The sequence below is a fragment of the Luteolibacter sp. genome, from assembly GCF_058122085.1.
The window spans coordinates 1-20,125 of record NZ_JBIKBQ010000002.1 but is presented as its reverse complement, the minus strand read 5'-3'; the positions used below and the strand labels follow the sequence as shown (position 1 = coordinate 20,125).

Here is a 20,125-nt window from a genome sequence, read left to right as displayed (position 1 = left end):
GCCACCGGCAATCAAATCGGCACCCGCTGCAACCGCGGTCGCGGGAACGCTTCGGTATCGCTGGTGGGTTGCCAGAGCCGTTGGCAGCTGCTAAGCATGTCCCATGACTGCGGATGCCCTCACCATCGCCGAGTATCTCGCGGGTGAGGAGCTCAGTGACGTGAAGCACGAATATCTCGGCGGCACCATCCACGCCATGGCGGGTGCCAGCAACCAGCACAATGCGATTGCGGTAAACGCCCTGCTTTCGCTCGGCACCCAGTTCCGCGGAAAATCCTGCCGCCCTTTCAACAGCGACACCAAGGTCCGCATCGAGTATCCCGACCACACTCGCTTCTACTACCCGGACGCCCTGGTGGTCTGCCACTCGAATCCTTCCACCGATCATTTCCAAGACCGGCCCGTGGTGATCATCGAGGTCCTCAGCGATTCCACCCGTCGTGCCGATCTCGGCGAAAAACGTGACGCTTATCTAACAATCCCCTCGCTCAAGGTGCTGATCTTTGTCGAGTCCGAAACTCCCGCCGTCATCGTCCACCGCCGCAAGTCCGAGAAATCCGAAGGCGGTTTCGCGGTGGAGGCTCACTCGGGACTCGACGCCGTCATCCCGCTGCCGGAAATCGATGCCAGCCTGCCACTTGCCGAGCTTTACGAGCAGGTGGAGTTTGCGTGACTCCATAAACCTTGGCGGCATCCGAATTTCCCCATCCCTCTTGGTGCCAATCAACGGAATTGCACAGGGGATTTTTCCGCCCTCGTGGGTGAGGGAGGGGTTTGTGGAGTGTGGAGAATCAGATGAGAACGGATGAAATCGGACTAAATCAGATGGAATCGGATGAAATCAGATGCAATCGGACCTAAAAACGGATACCATCCCCGTCATGGACAACGCACTTCCCACCAGTTTACCAATTACCGGCGAAATGCTGCGGCTCATCAGCGAGGTGGATCGCTACCGCGGCCAGTGGAGCGCCATTCAAGGCTTGAGTCCCGAACGCCTTTCCGGACTGCGGCGGGTGGCCACCATCGAGAGCGTGGGTTCCTCGACCCGGATTGAGGGATCGAAACTCAGCGACGCCGAAGTCGCAGATCTGCTCGGACGGCTGGAAACCCAGTCGTTTCGCAACCGGGATGAGGAAGAGGTGGCGGGCTACGCCTACGTCATGGAGCTGGTCTTCGCCCACCATCCGGAGATGCCGCTCACGGAGGGTGTCCTGCTCCAACTTCACCGCAATTTGCTGCGTCACAGCTCGAAGGACGAACGACACCGGGGAGCCTACAAGACCCTGCCCAACCACGTCGCCGCCTTCGATGCCGATGGCCGGGAGTTGGGGACCGTTTTCGCCACCACCAGCCCCTTCGACACTCCTCGCGAAATGGAATCCCTGCTGGCATGGCACCGTCGCGTGGAAGCGGAGGAATTGCTGCATCCGCTGCTGCGCATCGGTGTGTTCATCGTTTGGTTCCTCGCCATCCATCCGTTTCAGGACGGCAATGGACGACTCTCGCGCATCCTCACCACTCTGCTGCTGCTAAGGGCGGGTTACACTTACGTGCCTTACTGTTCGCTGGAAAGCCTCATCGAGCCAAGCAAGGAAACCTACTATCTCGCCCTGCGCCGCACCCAGGGCACCTTGCGTCAGGAAACTCCCGACTGGGAATCCTGGCTGCACTTCTTCCTGCGCTGCCTGCACCGCCAGACGGGCGTCCTCCAGGAACGCCTCGTCGAGGATGAAGCCCGCCGGGCGCTGCTGTCGCCTCTGGCTGCCAGACTGGCCGCGCTTTTTCAATCGCATGAAACGCTCTCGCTCGCCCAAGCCGCTGCCCAACTGACCGCCAACCCTCACACCCTCAAAGGCAAGTTCCGCGAACTCCTCGCCCACGGCCTCATCGAGGCACGCGGCAAGGGACGCGGGGCGCACTATGTCTGGAAATGATGGATGCCGATTCCTTCAAAAAAATTCCCACCCCGGACAGTTTTTGTCCGCGTTCAGCGGCTAAGTTCCCCCCATGCGCAACCTCTCCAAATCCAAGATCCTCGCCTACCGCCAATGCTCGAAACGCCTGTGGCTGGAAATCCACCAACCCGACCTCCGCGACGACTCCGCCTCCGCAGCCGTGTTTGCCATCGGCAACCAGGTCGGCGAGATCGCCCGCCAACTTTTTGATCCCGACCGGACCGGCGTGACCATCGACATCGGGGAACTCGGCCACCCCGAAGCTCTCGCCCGCAGCGGCATCCTACTTGCCGAGGGCGAGGGGCCGGTTTTCGAAGCCGGACTCACCGCAGCCGGAGCACTCGCCTATGCCGATGTCATGTTACCGGACCGCTCGGACGGCACTCTCCGCTGGAAGATGGTGGAGGTGAAATCATCAGGCAGCGTCAAATCCTACCAACGCGATGACCTGGCGGTGCAATCCTATCTTGCCGCCCAAGCCGGCATTCCTCTCAGCTCCGCCTCCATCGGCCACATCGACAACCGGTTTCTCTATCAAAGCGACGGCGACTACCGCGGCCTCCTTCATGAAGAAGACCTCACCGAAGAGGCAAGCTCCCGCCATGATGAGGTCGCCGCCTGGATCGCCGGGGCCCATGGCATCGCCGCGCTCACCGAGGAACCCGACGTCGCCACCGGTCCCCACTGTGCCACTCCATATCCCTGTAGTTTCTGCGACCACTGCCACCGTGACCAAGTGGGGCCGGAATACCCCATCAGTTCCTTTCCCAACCTATCCGGTTGGCGCCGTGCGGCAGTGGAAGCCGAAAACACCGATGATCTGCGGGAGATTCCCGACAATCTCCTCACCGCCATGCAACTCAGGGTGAAGCAGGCATGCGTATCAGGCGAAGCCTACTTCGACGCGGCAGCCGACCTCGCCCCCCATGCCTTTCCCGCCTACTTCCTGGATTTTGAAACCGCCATGTTCACCGTGCCGATCTGGAAAGGCACGCGGCCGTTCCAACAAATCCCCTTCCAGTTCAGTCTCCACATCCTCGATCAAGCCGGCTCTCTCCAACACCACGGCTTCCTCGACCTCTCCGGCGGCGATCCCTCCCTGGCCTGCGCCCGATCCCTCATCGATCACTGCGGCGTGCAAGGTCCGGTCTTCGCCTACAGCACGGGATTTGAAAAAACTCGGCACCATGGATGAATCGGCCCAACTCGCATTCGCCGAGGAGTTCTCCCGCAAGAAGAAGTCCCCGGCGCTTGCATTCTGGCTGCTGCTTCCCTGCGGGTTGCACTACGCCTACGCCGGACGTGTCTGGCTGACGCTCATTTTCTTGATCACGTTCGGCGGTTTCGGGGTCTGGTGGTTTCTCGATTTGTTCCGGGTGTGGGGCATCGTCCGGGAGCGGATGGAATGCAGTGAGCGGACGGTCCGGCGGTGCATGGATCATCTGCGAGATCATGAAAAATGGCCGATCGACCCTAGCAAAACCGGGTATTCCCTGCGGGAACCTTCACTGGCGGAGACGCGGATCACGGCACCGCAGGAGGTCGCGGCGCTGGCGATGGTGCATGAGGCTCTGCGCCTGCTGGGAGTGTCGAAGCTGGCGCTGGAGATTCGCGGCGAGTTGGCGAAAGTTTGCCGCAGGTCGGAGGCTCTCGGTGAGATCCGCTGGGATGAACTGGGCGAGGTGATCCAGCAGCGCGCGCCTTCCGGCGACATTTCCCTGAACCATGCGATTCATGGCAAGCTGACGCTGGCGATTCTCCAACAACAGGTGGTGGAGATCCGCTACCGGAGACTGGAGGAGGATCATCATTTCTCGCGGAGCGTTTTTCCCCAGCGTTTGATCTGTCGGGACCAATGTTGGTATTTGATCGCGTGGGACATGAAGGCGGAGGATCAGCGGCTGGAGGATCTGGCACCGGACCGGCTACGGGTGCATTTCCGGCTGTCCGAGTTGGTGGAGGTGAAGAGCTGGGTGCTCGGCTTCGGTGGAGCCGCCACGGTGATCGCTCCCGAAGAATTGCGGGAGCTGGTGGGTGAGGAAGTGGAGGCAATGAAACTGAATTTGCAAACCATGAATCCCCCGGACGCCATTCACCCCGATGACGCCAAACGCTGACAAGGACACACCCGCGTTCATCAGTCGCGTAGTCGCTCTGCGGTATCTGACAGACCCGGAATCCATCCACCTCGACGCAGCCAAACGCATTTCCGCGGAGGAGGCGGACTGACCGTTCTCCAGCAATGCATCCAACGCCTCACCCAACGCACCGTGAAGTTCATCCGCTGGTTGAAAAACCATCTGGACTCCACGCTTTCCCGGGCGCACGCCTTGGCCCATCTCACCAAAATCGACGCCCGCTCATGACCTCAATCTTGAACACCGTTGAATGCTCGATGCTCAAGGACAAGATCAAGAACGTAACCGACACCCTAACCGAACGCGAGCGGGTCCGTGAGATCGAAGCCAAAGCCCTGCGAAAAATGCGCCACCCCACCCGGATTCGCAAACTCGAAGGCTTCATCGAGCTGCCGGGGGCGTGAACCGCTTGCCCGGAGTTCAAGCCTCAGCTTGTCTTCCGGAAGAGCACGCTAAAGTGGCGAGCTCCGGACCGCTGGGTGGCGGCATAAGCCCAAGGACGTCTCGGCATTACTTTTGGGGCAAAGAGTCCAATGCGAGCCGCTGCGTGTTTCCGTGTGGCGTGCCTTTCGGCGCTGTGCTCTTCTCTTTTCGTCCCATGCAACCCGCTGAAGATTTCACCACCATCGAATCCATCTTCGTCCGGCATCGCAACGCGCTGCTGCTGCGCGGGCAGTTCACGCCGATTTACACGGACTACTACCTGCATCTGATGCAGCACGGCATCCGCCCGCCGGGCGAGCTCGACCAGATGCTCAAGGACACGCTCGCCATGCTCGCGCTGCATCTCGTGGCGCGGCCGTGGGCGGAAACCATCGCCTGGACCGCGAACCTGCGCGCGCCGCGGATGAATCTGTTCGTCACCGGCGGCTCGTTTGACGAGGCGATCACCGGCCGGATCTTCACCGAGGACGTCCGCGAGCCGGACCGGAATTTTTTCTACGCCCAGACGACCACCGTGGATAACAGCACGCCGCGGCTCTCGACCCTGGAAATCAAGGGCAAGGACCCGATCGCCTGGCTGTCCCAGTATTACGAGCAGTCCGAGCAACGCCCGGCGCGCGCCTTCCGGTTAGAGGATGAGAATTTCGCCATCGTCGCCGCCCAGCCGGATTGCGATCTCGAATGGCTCGAATCCCTCGACGCCGCCGCGGTCGCGAAAATCACCGAGACCGAGGAAACCACCCTTCTCGAAACCCGCCGCTTCCGTTTCCATTGCGGCTGCACCATCGACAAGATCCTGCCCATCCTCGGCGGCTGGAAGAACCGCCTCGACGACCTCTTCGGCGACGAGGAATCCATCAACATCCAGTGCCCGCGCTGCGCCGCCAAGTATCGCGTCACGCGCGAGATGATCGTTTGATCCGAACGTGTTCCGGCTAACCGATCCGGTGCGAGAAAACCAGGGAATCCCGCCCGCTCGCTTCGAATTGCGCGCGCCTGGCCCTCGGCAAATCCTCCACCGTGGCGGGGTCGTATCCGAGTTTACCGGTGAAGAAATTCGCCGCCCGGTTGCTCAGCGCGAACACCCTCGGGATTCCCCGCTCGCGGGCGACAGCCTCCGCGTGCCGGACCAGATCGATGCCGTATCCCCTGCCCTCGTGCGCCTGCTTCACATACAAACAAGCCACCTCCGCGCAGTGCTCTTCAGGATATTCGTGCAAGGCCACGCAGCCGACGACGTTGTCGTCGATGGCCATCACGTGGAAATCCCCGATCCGCGACTGGATGTCCTCGTAAGTGCGCTCGACCAGTTTCGTCCGGCGCACCGAGCGGCCGATCATGCCCAACAGCTCGGGAATATCCTCCTCGCGCAGCTTGCGGATCAAGCGGTAGCTGTCGGCGTGGACCATGGTGCCCACGCCTTCGTTAGAGAAAAGCTCGTCCACCAGCACGCCCTGCTGGCGTCCGTTCAGGACATGCACCCGCGGCACGCCGCGATTGCAAGCGGCAGCCGCCGCCCGCAGCAGCGCGGCTCCGGCGGCATCGGTGCGGCAGGCCAGCGCCTCCGCGTCCGCCGCGCGGATGGCGTGGGCTGGCGCGCCGTCGATGAGAATGGCCTCTTCTAGCAGAGTGATGATCTTGGCCACGCCGATTCCCTTGGCGAAGTCCACCACGGGAATGTCCAACGGCCCGGTCGCCGAAGCGTCGATCACCGCCGACTGGCCGCGGCCGAGGATTTCCAAAACCTCGCGCACCGCCAGCGGATCGGTGATCGGCCGGGAAACACGCGCCGCCATGATCTCGCACTCCAGCGTCCAATCGTAGAGATCCTTCATGTCGCCGCCGAGCACGCCGAGCACCAGCTTCACGCCGAGGTCTTCGAGCACCGCCAGATCCAGCAAGGTTTCCGCCACCGCCGGCTCGGGCAAGAGCCCGGCCTCGATGAGCACGAAAAACACCTTCCCCCGGAATTGAGGAATGTATTGGAGGACCTCCCGAACGTCACTTTGCTGCGCCACGGCCTTTTCCTACCAAACTCCGACATCCCCGCAAGCGCGGCGACCGCCGGAGCGCGGAATTTATTCCGCGCGGGGCGTGATACAGGCATTCCTCACCCCACACTCTCGAAAACCCCGCCGCCTAGCAGCCTGCCGCCTTCGTAGAGCGCGCAGATCTGGCCGGGGGCGATGGCGCGTTGCGGGCGTTGGAATTCAAGGTGGATCTTGCCGCCTTCCCGCGGCTCTAACGTGGCGGGCTCGGCCTTGGCGCGGTAGCGCGGCTGGGCGTCAATCAGGCGGCGCGTGTCGAAGGGTTCGTTGAGCGCGGTGAGCGTGCCGACGGTGCATTCGGTGGCGTAGAGGCCCGCGGATTCCGGGGTGTCCCAGCCGACAATGAGGCGGTTCTTCGCCGGGTCCTTGCCGACGACGACGTAGGCCATGCCATCGCGCGGCGAGGCGACGCCGTGGCCTTTCCGCTGGCCGAGCGTGTAGAGGTGCAACCCGCGATGCTCGCCGAGCACCTTGCCGGATAGATCGACAATTTCGCCCGGCGTGTCGGCGACGTAATGGCGGAGGAAATCGCTCATTTTCACCTGGCCGAGGAAGCAGATCCCCTGGCTGTCCTTCTTCTCCGCCACCGGCAGGTTGAAGCGGCGGGCGACTTCGCGGACTTCCGGCTTGAGCATTTCCCCGGTCGGGAAAAGCGCGTGCGCCGCCTGGCGCTGGGTCATCAGCGAGAGGAAATAACTTTGGTCCTTGTTCGGGTCGGCGCCGCGCAGGATGGCGGCCGTGCCGTCGCTCAAGGTCCGCCGGCGGGCGTAGTGGCCGGTCGCCACGTGCTCGAATCCTTGCGCCAATGCGTAGTCGAGAAACACCCCGAATTTCATCTCGCGGTTGCACCAGACGTCCGGGTTCGGCGTGATGCCCGAGCGGTAGCCTTCGATGAGATACTCGACGATCCGGTCACGATACGAGTCGATGAGGTCGATGACGCGGAACTCGATGCCCAGCGATTTCGCCACGGCGCGCGCGTCCTCGATGTCCTGTTCCCACGGGCAATCGCCGGGAATACCCTCGTCGTTGATCCAGTTCTTCATGTAGCCCGCGGCCACCTCGTGGCCCTGCTCCACCAGCAGCGCCGCCGCCACCGCGCTGTCCACTCCGCCGGAGAGTCCCACCAACACCTTCGCCATGCGGAAGCGTCGAACATCGAACATCGAACGTCCAACATCGATCGTTGAATGGACGAAAAATTTCCAGCTTCAATGTTGGACGTTCGATGTTCGATGTTCATCCTCCGGCCATGCATTCAATGACAGGATTCGGCCGCGGCTCGGCGGCGACGGCCGTGTGGCAAGCCACCGTGGAAATCAGCGCCGTCAACCGCAAGCAGGCCGAAGTCGTCTTGCAAGCGCCCCGCGAGCTCAACGAACTCGACGCCCGCATCCGCCAGGCTGTGCTCGCCACGGTTTCCCGCGGCCGCATCCAGGTCGCTATCAATCTGGAGCGCGCCCACACCGCTCTCGCCGATTTCCGCATCGATCCGGCGCTGGCCCAGGCCTTCACCGCCGCCTTCACCGCCTTGAGCGAGGCCATCGGCCACCCGGTGGTTCCAGCCGCGGCCGACTACCTCCGCCAGCCCGGCCTGATCACGATGGGCAGCGGTGAAATCGATGCCGAGGTCGCGTGGCACGCCATCGAGCCAGCCCTCACCGACGCCCTCGCCCAGCTCGCCGCGATGCGTTCCAGCGAGGGCGAGCACCTCAAGACCGACTTCATCGCCCGCCTCGCCACGCTCGTTTCCTTCTCCCAAAAAATCGCCGCCGAGGCTCCCGGCCGCCCGGTCCGCCAGCGCGACCTGCTCGCCAAGCGCCTGCGCGACGCCGGCCTCGAACTCGATCCCGCCGACGAGCGCGTCGCCAAGGAAATCGCGCTCTTCGCCGACCGCTGCGACGTGAGCGAGGAAATCACCCGGCTCGACTCGCACTTCGCGAAATTCCGCGAATACCTCGACGCCGCCGAGCCGCCCGGCCGCGCGCTGGATTTCCTCTGTCAGGAACTCTTCCGCGAGTTCAACACCATCGGCTCCAAAGCGAACGACGCGTCGATCGCCCAGACCATCGTCGAGGCGAAGACCGAGCTGGAGAAGATCCGCGAGCAGGTGCAGAACATCGAGTGATAGAGGCAGGAGCTCACACATTTGAACTCCGGGCGAGACTCCCGGACCACGGTCTGGAGCTCTCGCCAGTTCCGTTCCGTTCAAAATCATCCGCCAGCCAGCGGACCGAAAAAGCGCCCCATGAAATCATTCCTGCTGCTCCCCGCGGCCGGCGGCTTCATGGCGCCGGGTCCCTGCTCGGAAGCGCGCCCAAGCCGCCGGGGACGACGTGCACCACATCCCCGATGCGGCATCCACCCATTCGCGTCAGGTTAAGGCCAGGATGCCTGATTCTACGGGGGATTTCCGGGTTCGCTTGTCCCGTGCGACGTGCCTCGGGTCGGGATCGAATGCGTCTAACTCTGCCAGATCGCGGGCTTTGATCAGTCGCACGGCCAGGAGGTCGTAGAGTTATGCGCGGAACTGGATTTCCACCGCCCAGCGGGCGCGGTAGATCGCGGCGAGCTGGATCACGTCGGCCTGCTCTCGGCTCAGATTGGTTAGCATGAGGTGCCAGCCGTCGCGGAGGAGCCCTTTAGGGCAGGGATTTTTGCCGCAGTCCCCGGCTTTCTTACGACATTCGGCCCGCCGGGCCGCCGAGACTTTCGGGTCCGCGCGCATGGCCACGAGGCGGCACTTCTTGCATTGGTCTCCGGCGATGGCATCGAGGTCGATGTTGTCACCCTTGAAGCTTTTGAGCAATTTTGTTGCGATCATCCGCTTGGTCGGACGCCGACCGGTCTGCCGCTGTAGCAACAGGGAGAGGATCCCGACCGCTTCCCCTCCTCGCTCACGGCGATTTCCCCGAGGATCTCCAGGTGGGTGGCCTGCTTGATGCGGACGACGAAACCCACGCCTTATTCAGTTAGATCGTGGAGGGTTTTGTGGTTGCTCCGAAGTTGTCGGCGCGGCTTCGCGTGGCGGAGTGATGGCCTTCTGATAGCCAAGCCACGAGGCAACATCAAGCGGGATTCCGTTGATTCACTTGGCATGGGCCAGGTTCACCCGGTAGGTTTTCCCGGCCGGCCCGGTTTTCGATAGAATATTCCGACCTTGGCTGCTCACGGTGACTTTCTGCAAGTCCCCTGCCCTAGCAAGCACCAGATCCCAGGATCTACCGAAGGCCCGGACGTCGCGCAAGGCCATGCGTGGCCAGTCCTTGGGCAGCCACGGGGTGCACTCGAACGATTCCAGACCGGTGGCGACGATGCCATCGGCCCTCGTGTTTCGTTGCACCGATCCCGCGCTGAACTCGATGAGCGGCCACATCTCTTCGGCGGCGGCGCGGTCGCCTTGGAATAACAGAAATTTCGCCAAACCATAAAGCACCATCGCATCATCGCCGCGCCATTTTTGCGTGAGTTTCAACGCGGCATGTTCGAAGGAGCCCGGGAAGGGATCGATGCCATGCTCGAGGCAGTGATCGAGCCAGATTCGATACATTTGCATGCTCGCTTTGTTTAGCTCCGGGTCACCGAAAAATGGAAACAGCGGGCTGGAGTATTCGACCGGATCATTGGCCCAGATGCCGGGGGAGTAGGTGAGGCTGCCGTTGTGGGTGATGACGCCATTGTGGGTTTCGATCGGAGTTTCCAGCACATGAAACTTCTGCAAGGCATAAGCAGCATTGAGATCGCGGTCCGGGGTTTCCAATCGACCCGGGCCGTTCCATGCCGCAGCCACCAGCGCCTGGCGTGCGGCGCGCTCGGTGGCCGGATCCGTCACAAGATCCGGCTCGCCTGCTAGACGCGCGTGGATGCTGGAGTGGAAGGCAAGCACGCCTTTGGGTGCGATCGTGGTGGTCTCGACCGCCTGCGATTGCCAAATCATGACTGCCTTTTCGCCCTCGCGCTTTTCGATGCGGGGGGGCTTCACCGAGACCGTCACCGGCTTTTCGCTGGTATTGCGCAAGTGCCATTCATCGAGCACCAAGGCCTTGGTCATCGAGGGATAGAGAGTGCGCGTCGCCACCATGCCGGCCGTTTCCGGATAGGTCAGCGTCAGGATGCCATCGAAGTCGGCCTTGGCGGGAAGTGCGGGCGTCGTCGGCTTGCCGTCGATCACGATATCAGGAATCAGATCCTTGTTTTCATCGAAAATAGCCAGTCCCTTGTCCACGCGGTCATTACCCGCACCAACACAAACGAGGAATCGCAGAATCCAGCAAATCCTGGCACCCATCTTCCTTTCCAGCCGGGCCCACGGCGTCAGACGAACCAGTCCTTCACGACCTTGGCCGGATCCACGCCGGTGAGGCGCTGGTCGAGGCCTTGGAACTTGAAGCTAAGTCGTTCGTGTTCAATTCCGAGGGCGTGAAGCATGGTCGCGTGGAGATCGCGGATGTGGACGGGGTCCTTGACGATGTTGTAGGACATCTCGTCGGTTTCGCCGTAAACCTGGCCACCCTTGATGCCGCCGCCGGCCATCCAGATGCTGAAACAGCGCGGATGGTGGTCGCGACCGTAGTTGGTCTCGCTCAGATTGCCCTGCGAGTAGATTGTGCGTCCGAATTCGCCGCCCCAGACGACGAGCGTGTCTTCGAGCATGCCGCGCTGTTTCAAGTCCTGGATCAGGCCGTAGCAACCTTGGTCCACGTCCTTGCACTGCGAGGCGAGGTCGCGCGGAAGATCGCCGTGCTGGTCCCAGCCGCGGTGGAAAATCTGCACGAAGCGCACGCCGCGCTCGGCGAGACGGCGGGCCATGATCGCGGAGTTCGCGAAGGTGCCGCGCTTTTTGCTGTCGTCGCCGTAGAGTTGATAGGTGCTCTCTGGCTCGCCGGAAAGGTCGGTGAGTTCCGGCACGGAGGCCTGCATCCGGAACGCCATTTCATACTGCTGGATGCGGTTCTCGATCTCCGGATCGCGGATCGCAGAGAACGAGCGGCGGTTCAAGTCATTCAAGCCGTCGAGCATGTTGCGGCGGGTTTCGCGCGAGATTCCGGCCGTGTCCTTGAGGAAAAGCACGGGATCGCCAAGCGAGCGGAGCGCCACGCCGGCGTGTTTGCCTGCCAGATAACCGGAGCCCCAGAGCCGCGAGGAAATCGCCTGCACGTTCGCGAAGGGCGAGGTGTGTGTGGCGTGCAGCACGACGAAGGACGGCAGCTCCTCGTTCATCGAACCAAGGCCGTAGGAAAGCCATGAGCCGAGCGACGCTTTTCCCGACTGCATCGAGCCGGTGCAGATCAACTGGTTGGCGGGCTCGTGGTTGATCGCATCGGTGTGCATCGACTTGATGATGCAGAGGTCGTCCACCATTTTCGCGGTCCACGGCAGCAGTTCGCTGACCCATGCGCCGGACTGGCCGTGCTGTTGGAAATTGAAAATCGAGGGTGCCAGCGGGAAGCTCGCCTGGCCGGAGGTCATGCCGGTGAGTCGCTGGCCCTGTTCTTTCAGCCAGCCGTTGAGATCCTCCTTGAAGCGCTTTTTCAAGTCCGGCTTGTAGTCGAACAGGTCGAGCTGCGACGGCGCGCCGATGAGCGAGATGTAGATCACCCGCTTCGCCTTGGGGGCGATTTGCGGCAGCATGTTCTGAATGCCGGCGAGGCTATCCGCTGCGGAGATGCCGCGCTGGCCGAGCAGGGTGGCGAGCGCGGCCATGCCGAGGCCGGTGCCGGACTTGCGGAAAAACTGGCGGCGGCTGTAGGCGGCGTTGTGGGATTCCAAGGGTGTCATGGCGGTCTAGCGGGTGATGGTTTCGTCGAGATTGAGGATTTGGCTGGCGACAAGCGTCCAGGCGGCGAGTTCCGGAACATCCGCGTCCTTGCGCGGCGGCGTGGCCCCGGTGGAAATCAGTTTCTTGGCATCTTCGGTCTGGGCGCGGAATGCCGCCAGTGCCGAATCGAGCGATTTCCGGGCGATCTGGCGCTCTTCCGCATCCAAGGTTCTTCCGGCGAGACGCGCGGTGATGAAGTCCAGGCGGGCGTCGAAATCCGCCGCAGCCTTCATCGCGTTAGACGCCAGTTCGCGCGATGTCTCGACAAACTGCGGGTCGTTCATCAGCACGAGCGCTTGCAGCGGCGTGTTGGTGACATCGCGCTGGACGCAGGTGACCTCGCGGGTCGGCGCGTTGAAAATCTCCATCGACGGCGGCGCGGCGGTGCGTTTCCACATCGTGTAGAGCGAGCGCCGGTAGAGCGACTCGCCGCTGTCCTGGCGATAGGTCTTGGTGTTCGACTGCGGCATGGCGACCGCCTCCCAGATGCCTTCCGGCTGATAGGGCTTCACCGAGGGGCCGCCGGTTTTCGCGACGAGCAGGCCTGAGGAGGCAAGGGCGAGATCGCGGATCTGCTCGGCATCGAGGCGATGGCGCGGGCCGCGGGCGAGAAGCCGGTTAGACGGATCTTTCTCCAGCTTCTCGGGCGTGACCACGCCGGACTGGCGATAGGCGGCGGAGGTGACCATCAGCTTGATCATGTGGCGGTAGTTCCACTTGGAGTCCACGAACTCGGCGGCGAGCCAATCGAGCATTTTCGGATGGCTCGGGCGGGCACCCATGATGCCGAAGTCGGAGTTGGTGGCGACGATTCCGGCACCGAAGACATGATACCAGGCGCGGTTCATGACCACGCGGGCGGGCAGCGGGTTGGCCGGATCATTGAGCCAGCGGGCGAGGCCGAGGCGGTTCTTCGGCGCGTCGGCCGCCATCGGCAGCAGCACAGCGGGAGTGGTGGGAGTGACTTTTTCCCCCTTGTCGGCGTAGCCGCCGCGGATCAGGACGTGGGCGAAGGGCTCCTCCTTTTTTTCCTCCATGACGAGCGAGACGGACCCGCGGGCACGCAGGGCAGCTTGCTCGGTCTTCAACCCATCCAGACGGGCACGCATCTCGCGGGATGGAGCATCGATATTGGCGAGGAAGTATTGAAAGACCGACTCGAGCTGTTCCTTGCTGCGCTTTTCCGGAGGTAGGGAGACGATGTGCTGGAGCTCGATGTTCTTCGCCAGCTTTGCAATCTCGTCACCGGAAAGCATACGCCGATAGAAACGGAAATCCTGGAGGGCGACCTTGCCGTTGAGTTTCGAATCCCCGCCGTGGCGAGATCCCAGCCTCAAGGGCACGGAAGTCTCGATGTTTCCTCCGACGGTGTTCGGATAGGTTTTCGATCCGGCTTTTTTCCCATCGATGTAAATCGTGCTGGCCTGATGGCCGGAAATGGATCCGTCAAAGGTGACCATGACGTGCTGCCACTTGCCGGAGGTCAATGTCGCGTCCGCGAGGACTTTGTTAGCCGACTTGTCCCAGGAATCGATGACATGATAGGCGGGCCTGCCGCCCTCCAAATAGAGATCCCAGCCGCGGAATGCCTCCGCGGGATTCATGCGGGCGATGACGGCACCGGTCGGCTTGCCCTCCACCCGGAGGAAGCCGCCGAAAGTGACGCGGTCGGCTCGTGAGAAACTTCCGATGTTACCGAGCTCCACGGGCTCGCCACTGACGACCGGGGCTTTTCCGAGAGGAGCATCGATCCGCTCAAGCGTGGTCGGCCATTCGCGCGGTTTCCCATCGACCAGACCGCGCAACGGGCCGTCCGCTTCATTGAGTGGCAGGTGGATCGCCAGCGTGGAGTCGATCTCGCGCGCGGGCTCGATGGCGGCGGCGGCGAGCCAGGTGGCGAACTCCGGGCGCGCCGCACCGCCACGGGCGGTCAGTTGTTTCTCCAGGTCGGAAATCCCGCTGGCGAGGGCACCCCAGCGCTGCCGGTCTTCCATCAGAGGCACGAAGACGTTGGGCGGATGTTCCGCCTTGTTGCCGTCGAGTGCCGACATCGGGGTGTTCCGGAAGAAGGCGGTTAGGGAATAGAACTCCTTGGTCGAGACCGGATCGAACTTGTGGTCGTGGCAGGCCGCGCAGCCGGTGGTCAGGCCGAGCCAGATCGCGGAGACGGTCTCGACGCGGTCCTTGGCGTAGATCGCATCGTATTCATCGGCGATCGCGCCGCCCTCGCCGGTGGTGGCGAGGCAACGGGAGAAACCGGTGGCGACGAGCTGGTCGAGCGAGCGGTCAGGCAGCAGGTCGCCGGCGATTTGCTCGGTGGTGAACTGGTCCCACGGCATGTTCGCCTGGAAGGCGCGGATCACCCAGTCGCGGTAGGGCCAGATGGCGCGGTAGTTATCGATGTGGATGCCGTGGGTGTCCGCGTAGCGGGCGGCGTCGAGCCAGTGGCGGGCGAAATGCTCGGCGCTGCCGGGGGTCGCGAGCAATTGGTCGGCGGCGGCCTCGACGGCCGCCTGTGGATTTCCGGCAGCGGATTTTTTGAAAGCCTCGATCGCTTCCGGCGTGGGCGGCAGGCCGGTCAGGTCGAGGTGCAGGCGGCGGTAAAAGCGTGCGGGATCTTCCGGCGGATTGGCTTTCAGACCGGCTTCATCGAGTTTTTCGGCGATGAAGCGGTCGATGGGATTGGCCGCCCAGCTCGCACCGGCGGCGGGTGGCTCCGGCTTCTTGACCTGCGCGAACGCCCAGTGCGGCTCATACTCCGCGCCTTGTTCGATCCAGCGCTCGAGCAAGGCGATTTCCCGCGGAGCCATCGTCTTGTGACTCTTCGGCGGCGGCATGATCGAGTCGAGGTCCTTTTCGTGAAGGCGCTTCACGAGCATGGACTCCGCCGGATTTCCCTTGAGGATCACGGGTTTGCCATCCTCGCGGGGGACGAACGCGTCCTCCACCCGGTCGAGCCGCAGCGGCGCTTTCTTGGGCTCACGCGTCCCGGAATCCGGGCCGTGGCAGTGGTAGCAATACTCGGAAAGGACGGGCTGGATGTGCTCGTTGAAGGAAACTTTCTCCGGCAGGGACACTTTCACGGGCTCCTTGACCACCGGTGCCGCGAGCTCTTCAGCGGGTGCCGGCGAACTCGAAACTTTCGAAGACGAGGAATCGCAGCCCACCAAGAAACCGGTCACGAGAAGGCCAAGCGCGGCGAGAGAGCGGAAACGATTTTTCATTCAGTTAGGTAGACGCCGGAACCGCCGGGATTCTTTCAAAATTTGCGGTCCCGCCAGGATTTTTGCTTTCCGGCCCGACTGAGACAGTCGGGACACCTTGGTTTACTGAGTGGCGAGGAATTTCAGCACGTCCTCGGCCTGCTTCTCGGTGGAGGCGCTGGTGTCGCTCCAGACGAGTTTGCCGTCCTTGAAGAGGAAGGCCTGGCGCTTGGCGAAGCCGAGGGTTTTCGGCACTCCGAAGGCGTCGATGACTTTGGCGTCGGCATCGGCGAGCAGGTCGAAGGGCAGCTTGTATTTGTCCTTGAAGGCTTTTTGGGCGGGCACCTTGTCGGCGCTCACGCCGAAGATTTTCACGCCCTTGTCGGTCAGCGCGGCGTAGGAATCGCGCAGGCTGCATGCCTGCTTGGTGCAGCCGGGGGTGTCGGCTTTCGGGTAGAAATAGACGAGGGTGAAGCCCTTGGCCGCGGCTTCGGCGAGTTTCACCACTTGGCCGTCCTGGTTTTTCTGCTCCACGACGGGGATCGGCGAGCCCACGGCGAGCGGCTCGGCGAGCGCGTTGGTGGCGAAGAGGCTGGTGGAAACGGCGGTGAGGATCTGGCTGATTCGTTTCATCGGTGCGACCCTTGCACCGGATTTGGAAATGGCAACCGCGAGTTGTGATTTCGGCGTCACGGCGGATCCGCCCCACGGCTGAAAATGGCGTCCATGCGGTCGAGATATTTCGAGAGGTCGTCGGTGCGGCGGTGCGGGTTGGTCTTGAGGCGGTCCTTGAGGCGCATGTAGTCGTCGAAGGCACCGCTGGTCTCGCGGGCGCGGGTGATTTCGAACCAATCGAGGTAATCGCGGGCACGCTTGGCCTTGGCACTCATGGTGGCGCGCCGCTCGTCGAGGGCGGTTAGCTGGTTGGCGACTCCGCCGGTTTTGTTTTTCACGAGGGCGCCGAGGACGATCTGATAGTCGGCGAGGAGCGGGCGGTATGACGGGAAGCAGCGGTAGCTGAGGCGGACGAGGGCGTCCTGGGCGAGCCTGACCGCGCCGACGCGCTCAGGCTCGGGAAGCGCGGCGAGCTCGGGCCAGGCGCTGAGCTCCTTCTGTTGGAGGATGCCTTCCGCGGTGCGGAAATTGAGCCGCAGCGCCTCGTTGAGCGCGGTCTCGGTCTGGGCGATAGTGAGGATGTCGGTGGCGAGATTCCGGTCGCCGATGTTAGCCAGCTGGAGCGCCCACCATTTCGAGAGGCTGGTCTCGGACAGGTTGAGCTCGGGGAAATGTTTGCGGAGCAGGGCGGGTGCCTCCCCTTCGAAAGCGGCGACGTCGGTGAGGAACGCGCGGAAGCCTTCCTTGCCCTGCGGCTGCTGGAGCAGCGCCATCACGAGCGAGCCGGCGGAGACCCGGAAGGCCGCGCGCATCGCGGCGTCCATTTCCTCGAAGCCTCGCTCGTCGAGGGCGAAGAGCTCGTCGATTTTGAAGAGGCCGCCGGTTTTGAAAAGCGCCTCGTAAAGCCGCCGGTCGCTCTGGTTGAGCCGCCAGGCAGTGGCCTCGCGGAGGCCGTCCGCCAGCCAGGGCGGCACGAAAAACCGGCTGTCGGCTTCCTGCGCCGGCAGTCCGCGGAGAGCGCGCTCGTAAATGAGCGCGGAGGTCACGGCGTGCTTGAAGCGCTCGTGCTCGATGCCGCGACTGAGGTGGACGTCGAGCCGCAGACCGTAGCCGACATCGCTAACAAGAATCTGGATCGCCACGGTCCGTAGCGGCATGGGGTCGCCGGATTTCCCGTGCAGATCGATGGTGACCGGGACTTTCCATACGTCCTTTTCCTCGGTCAGGCGCAGCAGTTCGTCCTTCGCGTCCTCGGCGAGCTGGGCGACGGTGGTGCGGTCCTGGGGTTCTCCGCCGGAGACGCGGAACTGCTTGGTGCGGCTGATCACGCGGTCCATGCCATCGAGCTTGAGCGGCTCCGGCGGCTCGACGACTTGCACGGCGCGGGGGATTTCCTCCGCGAGCGTCAGCGCGGTGAAGAGGAATCCCAGAAACAGAAAACGGCGGGTCATTTCCAATTAGAAAACCTTCGGCATGCCTTGTTGTCCCATCGGCTCGCGAGGGTCGAGAACGAGGCGGTCGTTCTCAATGGTGATGCGGGCCATCTCGCGGAACGCGAGCCCGATTTCCTCGGGAAACGCCGCCGCTAGCTTCTCGTAAGCGGGCATGACCAACAGCAGGAAGCCTTGCGGCACCACGAGTTTCCCGAAGCGTCCGCCCCGCGGCGGGTTGGGAAAATCCTCGTGATAGGGCCCGCCGTGCATTTGGATCTCGGTGCTGGTGCCTTTCGGGCCTGCCATCCGGGCGACTTGCAGATACATCGAGACGGTGAACGGACTGCCTAGGAAATCGCGCTCCATCACCACTTCGGCGCGGCCGTCTTCGAGGCGCACCCAGACGCGGTTGAGGTTGACTTTTCCTTCCAGAAACCCGCCCTGCTTGGCCACCAGCGTGCGGGCGAGCCATTGGTTGATTTCGGTCTCCGAGAGGGTGACGGGATAGCCGCGGTCGATCGCGTTTTTCAAAACCGCCTTCATTTCCCGCTCGGTTCCGGGCTTGGCGGCCGCCGGTCCGTAGCCGCCGAGATCGGTCAAGTCCTGTGGCTGGACAACGCAAAACACCGCCGCGCCGAGGCCGATGCAGGGCACCAGCAGGATCAGGAAAAGCAGCTTGGAGAGACATCCGCCGCCGGATTTGGGCTTTTTAGGTTCGGCCATCGGCTGGGTGCTTAGCACGGCCCGGGCGACTTGCAAAGCCTCCCTTCGGAAAGCGTCATTCCGCGGACTTCGCCGCGGCGGCGGGTGCGGCCGGCGGTGGCGCGCTCGCCGCCCCGTCCGCCTTGGCTCCGGCCTGGTAGGACGAGGAGCGGTAGTCGGTCTGGTAGAATCCCGCGCCTTTGAAAATGATGCCGCCGCCGGTGCCCAGCAGGCGCTTCACCTTGCCGCCGCAGCCGGGCTGCGGGCAGTCGGTGAGTTTCGCGTCGTTCATGCTTTGAAAGATCTCGAAGCGCTTCCCGCATTTTTCACATTCGTAATCGTAGTTTGGCATGGTCCTTGGCGCGTCTTGTAACACGTTCCGCCTGCCGCGCAACCCCCGCGTGGATTGGGGGCGGATTTCGCGTGCCGTGGGCGGTCCGATCTGGTTGAGTCGCCGCCATGCCTCCCCGCGTCAAGACCGTCGCCTCGATTTCCGTCGAGAAATTCTTCGAAGCCCATGCCGCCGCGCTCGGACTGACGCTGCATGGCGAGCGCGTCGGCCTCGACCGCCTGATCAGCGAGCCGGCCATGAACCGCCCGGGCCTCGCGCTCGCCGGATTTTTCTCCTACTTCGCCAAGAAACGCGTGCAGGTGCTCGGCAACTCCGAGCTCTCGTATTTGAAAAAACTCCCCGAGCCGATGCGCGTCGACCGCTTCCGCCGGATGTGCGACCGCGACATCCCGTGCATCGTCGTGGCGCGCGGCTCCAAGCTCGACGCCAACCTGACCGTCGTGGCGCTCGAGCACGGCATCCCGGTCCTCGGCACCTCCCAGGTCACCATGAATTTCCTCAACGCCGCCACCATCCGGCTCGAACATGAATTCGCCCCCAGCGTCACCATGCACGGCTGCATGGTGGACATGCGCGGCGTCGGCGTCCTCATCGTCGGCAAGAGCGGCTCGGGGAAATCCGAAACCGCCATCGGCCTGCTAGAGCGCGGCGCCTCGCTCGTCGCCGACGACATGGTCCGCATCAAATACGTCGGCGGCGAACTGGTGGCGACCTCGCCGGACCTCTCCCGCGGCTACATGGAAATCCGCGGCATCGGCATCATCAACGTGGCCAACCTCTACGGCCTCGCCTCGATCCGCCCGGACAAGCGGCTCGACCTCGTCGTCACGCTCAAGCCGCAGGCCGACCTCAACGAGGTGGACCGCGTCGGGCTCCAACAGAAAACCTACGAGATCCTCGGCCAGCACGTCGTCCACGTGGAAGTCCCCGTCGGCCCCGGCCGCGACACCGCGCGGATGGTCACCATCGCCGCGCTCGACCAGCAGCTCCGCCGCCTCGGCTACAACATGGCCGACGAGTTCAACCAGAAGCTGCTCAGCCACATGTCCGGCGGCAAGTGATTCACCCTAAAAACCACCCACGCCATGGGCCTTCTCACACCACTTTTTCTATCGCTCCTCGCCGCCGCCCTCCATGCCGCGCCGCTCGCTCCCCTGCCCCTCTGGCCGGAAGGCGCGCCCGGCGCCCTCGGCGACAAGGATGACGACAAACCGACTCTCACCGCCTTTCTCCCCGCACCCGAAACAGCGACCGGTGCCGCCATCGTGATCTGTCCCGGCGGCGGTTACGGCGGGCGCACTCGATGAGGGTGTAGATGATGGCGCTGCGCTGGCCGGTGGCCTCGCCGCCGATGAAGAGCCAGTTCTTTTTGCCGATGGCGGTGGGGCGGATGCCGTTCTCGATCCAGTTGTTG

Annotated in this window: 19 protein-coding genes; 9 read left to right on the top strand and 10 right to left on the bottom strand. The window is 63.2% G+C overall.

Going from position 1 to position 20,125, the window contains the following annotated elements:
- The first annotated feature begins 103 nt into the window (after positions 1–103).
- The 6 genes from AC4DF4_RS00515 (at position 104) to AC4DF4_RS00490 (ending at position 5,459) form a co-directional block, all read left to right on the top strand.
- Positions 104–673 (top strand): Uma2 family endonuclease, encoded by a 570-nt coding sequence (locus tag AC4DF4_RS00515; protein WP_490046147.1) that lies wholly within the window; start codon positions 104–106, stop codon positions 671–673.
- Between the two features lie 208 nt (positions 674–881).
- Complete coding sequence (locus AC4DF4_RS00510) at positions 882–1,937, top strand: Fic family protein (protein ID WP_490046146.1); 1,056 nt, start codon at positions 882–884, stop codon at positions 1,935–1,937.
- Positions 1,938–2,010: 73 nt separating this feature from the next.
- Complete coding sequence (locus tag AC4DF4_RS00505) at positions 2,011–3,153, top strand: DUF2779 domain-containing protein (RefSeq protein WP_490046145.1); 1,143 nt, start codon at positions 2,011–2,013, stop codon at positions 3,151–3,153.
- The gene (locus AC4DF4_RS00500) at positions 3,146–4,075 is read left to right on the top strand and encodes a WCX domain-containing protein (RefSeq protein ID WP_490046144.1); all 930 of its coding nucleotides are present in this window, start codon (positions 3,146–3,148) and stop codon (positions 4,073–4,075) included. The genes AC4DF4_RS00505 and AC4DF4_RS00500 overlap by 8 nt, the downstream gene beginning before the upstream one ends.
- Positions 4,076–4,320: 245 nt before the next feature.
- The gene (locus AC4DF4_RS00495; RefSeq protein WP_490046198.1) at positions 4,321–4,500 is read left to right on the top strand and encodes a hypothetical protein; all 180 of its coding nucleotides are present in this window, start codon (positions 4,321–4,323) and stop codon (positions 4,498–4,500) included.
- A 194-nt stretch (positions 4,501–4,694) separates the two neighbouring features.
- A complete protein-coding gene (locus tag AC4DF4_RS00490; RefSeq protein WP_490046143.1) occupies positions 4,695–5,459 on the top strand; it encodes an Hsp33 family molecular chaperone HslO in 765 nt (254 codons plus the stop codon).
- 16 nt (positions 5,460–5,475) lie between these two features.
- On the opposite strand, the gene AC4DF4_RS00485 is transcribed toward AC4DF4_RS00490, so the two are convergent.
- Positions 5,476–6,498: a GNAT family N-acetyltransferase gene (locus tag AC4DF4_RS00485; RefSeq protein ID WP_490046142.1), complete on the bottom strand. Its 1,023-nt coding sequence runs from the start codon at positions 6,496–6,498 to the stop codon at positions 5,476–5,478.
- 152 nt (positions 6,499–6,650) lie between these two features.
- Positions 6,651–7,754 (bottom strand): tRNA 2-thiouridine(34) synthase MnmA, encoded by a 1,104-nt coding sequence (gene mnmA / locus AC4DF4_RS00480; RefSeq protein ID WP_490046141.1) that lies wholly within the window; start codon positions 7,752–7,754, stop codon positions 6,651–6,653.
- Between the two features lie 86 nt (positions 7,755–7,840).
- Here mnmA and AC4DF4_RS00475 point away from each other — a divergent pair, with 86 nt between their 5' ends.
- Positions 7,841–8,716, top strand: a complete 876-nt coding sequence (locus tag AC4DF4_RS00475; protein WP_490046140.1) for a YicC/YloC family endoribonuclease — start codon at positions 7,841–7,843, stop codon at positions 8,714–8,716.
- Between the two features lie 390 nt (positions 8,717–9,106).
- On the opposite strand, the gene AC4DF4_RS00470 is transcribed toward AC4DF4_RS00475, so the two are convergent.
- From AC4DF4_RS00470 to AC4DF4_RS00435, 8 genes are all read right to left on the bottom strand, one after another.
- Positions 9,107–9,397, bottom strand: a complete 291-nt coding sequence (locus AC4DF4_RS00470) for a hypothetical protein (protein WP_490046139.1) — start codon at positions 9,395–9,397, stop codon at positions 9,107–9,109.
- A gap of 279 nt (positions 9,398–9,676) precedes the next feature.
- Positions 9,677–10,813, bottom strand: a complete 1,137-nt coding sequence (locus AC4DF4_RS00465) for a hypothetical protein (protein WP_490046138.1) — start codon at positions 10,811–10,813, stop codon at positions 9,677–9,679.
- 89 nt (positions 10,814–10,902) lie between these two features.
- Positions 10,903–12,366 (bottom strand): DUF1501 domain-containing protein, encoded by a 1,464-nt coding sequence (locus AC4DF4_RS00460; RefSeq protein ID WP_490046137.1) that lies wholly within the window; start codon positions 12,364–12,366, stop codon positions 10,903–10,905.
- Between the two features lie 6 nt (positions 12,367–12,372).
- Positions 12,373–15,630 carry a DUF1553 domain-containing protein gene (locus AC4DF4_RS00455; protein WP_490046136.1) on the bottom strand — a complete coding sequence of 1,086 codons (3,258 nt, stop codon included), beginning with the start codon at positions 15,628–15,630 and terminating at the stop codon, positions 12,373–12,375.
- Positions 15,631–15,732: 102 nt separating this feature from the next.
- The gene (locus AC4DF4_RS00450; protein ID WP_490046135.1) at positions 15,733–16,242 is read right to left on the bottom strand and encodes a peroxiredoxin; all 510 of its coding nucleotides are present in this window, start codon (positions 16,240–16,242) and stop codon (positions 15,733–15,735) included.
- A gap of 56 nt (positions 16,243–16,298) precedes the next feature.
- Positions 16,299–17,675: a hypothetical protein gene (locus AC4DF4_RS00445; protein ID WP_490046134.1), complete on the bottom strand. Its 1,377-nt coding sequence runs from the start codon at positions 17,673–17,675 to the stop codon at positions 16,299–16,301.
- 6 nt (positions 17,676–17,681) lie between these two features.
- On the bottom strand, positions 17,682–18,380 hold the full coding sequence (locus tag AC4DF4_RS00440) for a hypothetical protein (protein ID WP_490046133.1): 699 nt from the start codon (positions 18,378–18,380) through the stop codon (positions 17,682–17,684).
- Positions 18,381–18,435: 55 nt separating this feature from the next.
- Positions 18,436–18,711, bottom strand: coding sequence for an FmdB family zinc ribbon protein (locus AC4DF4_RS00435; protein ID WP_490046132.1), 276 nt, complete (start codon positions 18,709–18,711; stop codon positions 18,436–18,438).
- A 107-nt stretch (positions 18,712–18,818) separates the two neighbouring features.
- Between AC4DF4_RS00435 and hprK the strand changes: the two genes are divergently transcribed.
- Positions 18,819–19,772, top strand: a complete 954-nt coding sequence (gene hprK, locus AC4DF4_RS00430; protein WP_490046131.1) for an HPr(Ser) kinase/phosphatase — start codon at positions 18,819–18,821, stop codon at positions 19,770–19,772.
- A gap of 24 nt (positions 19,773–19,796) precedes the next feature.
- Positions 19,797–20,018 carry a hypothetical protein gene (locus AC4DF4_RS00425; protein WP_490046130.1) on the top strand — a complete coding sequence of 74 codons (222 nt, stop codon included), beginning with the start codon at positions 19,797–19,799 and terminating at the stop codon, positions 20,016–20,018.
- Positions 20,019–20,125: the final 107 nt, after the last annotated feature.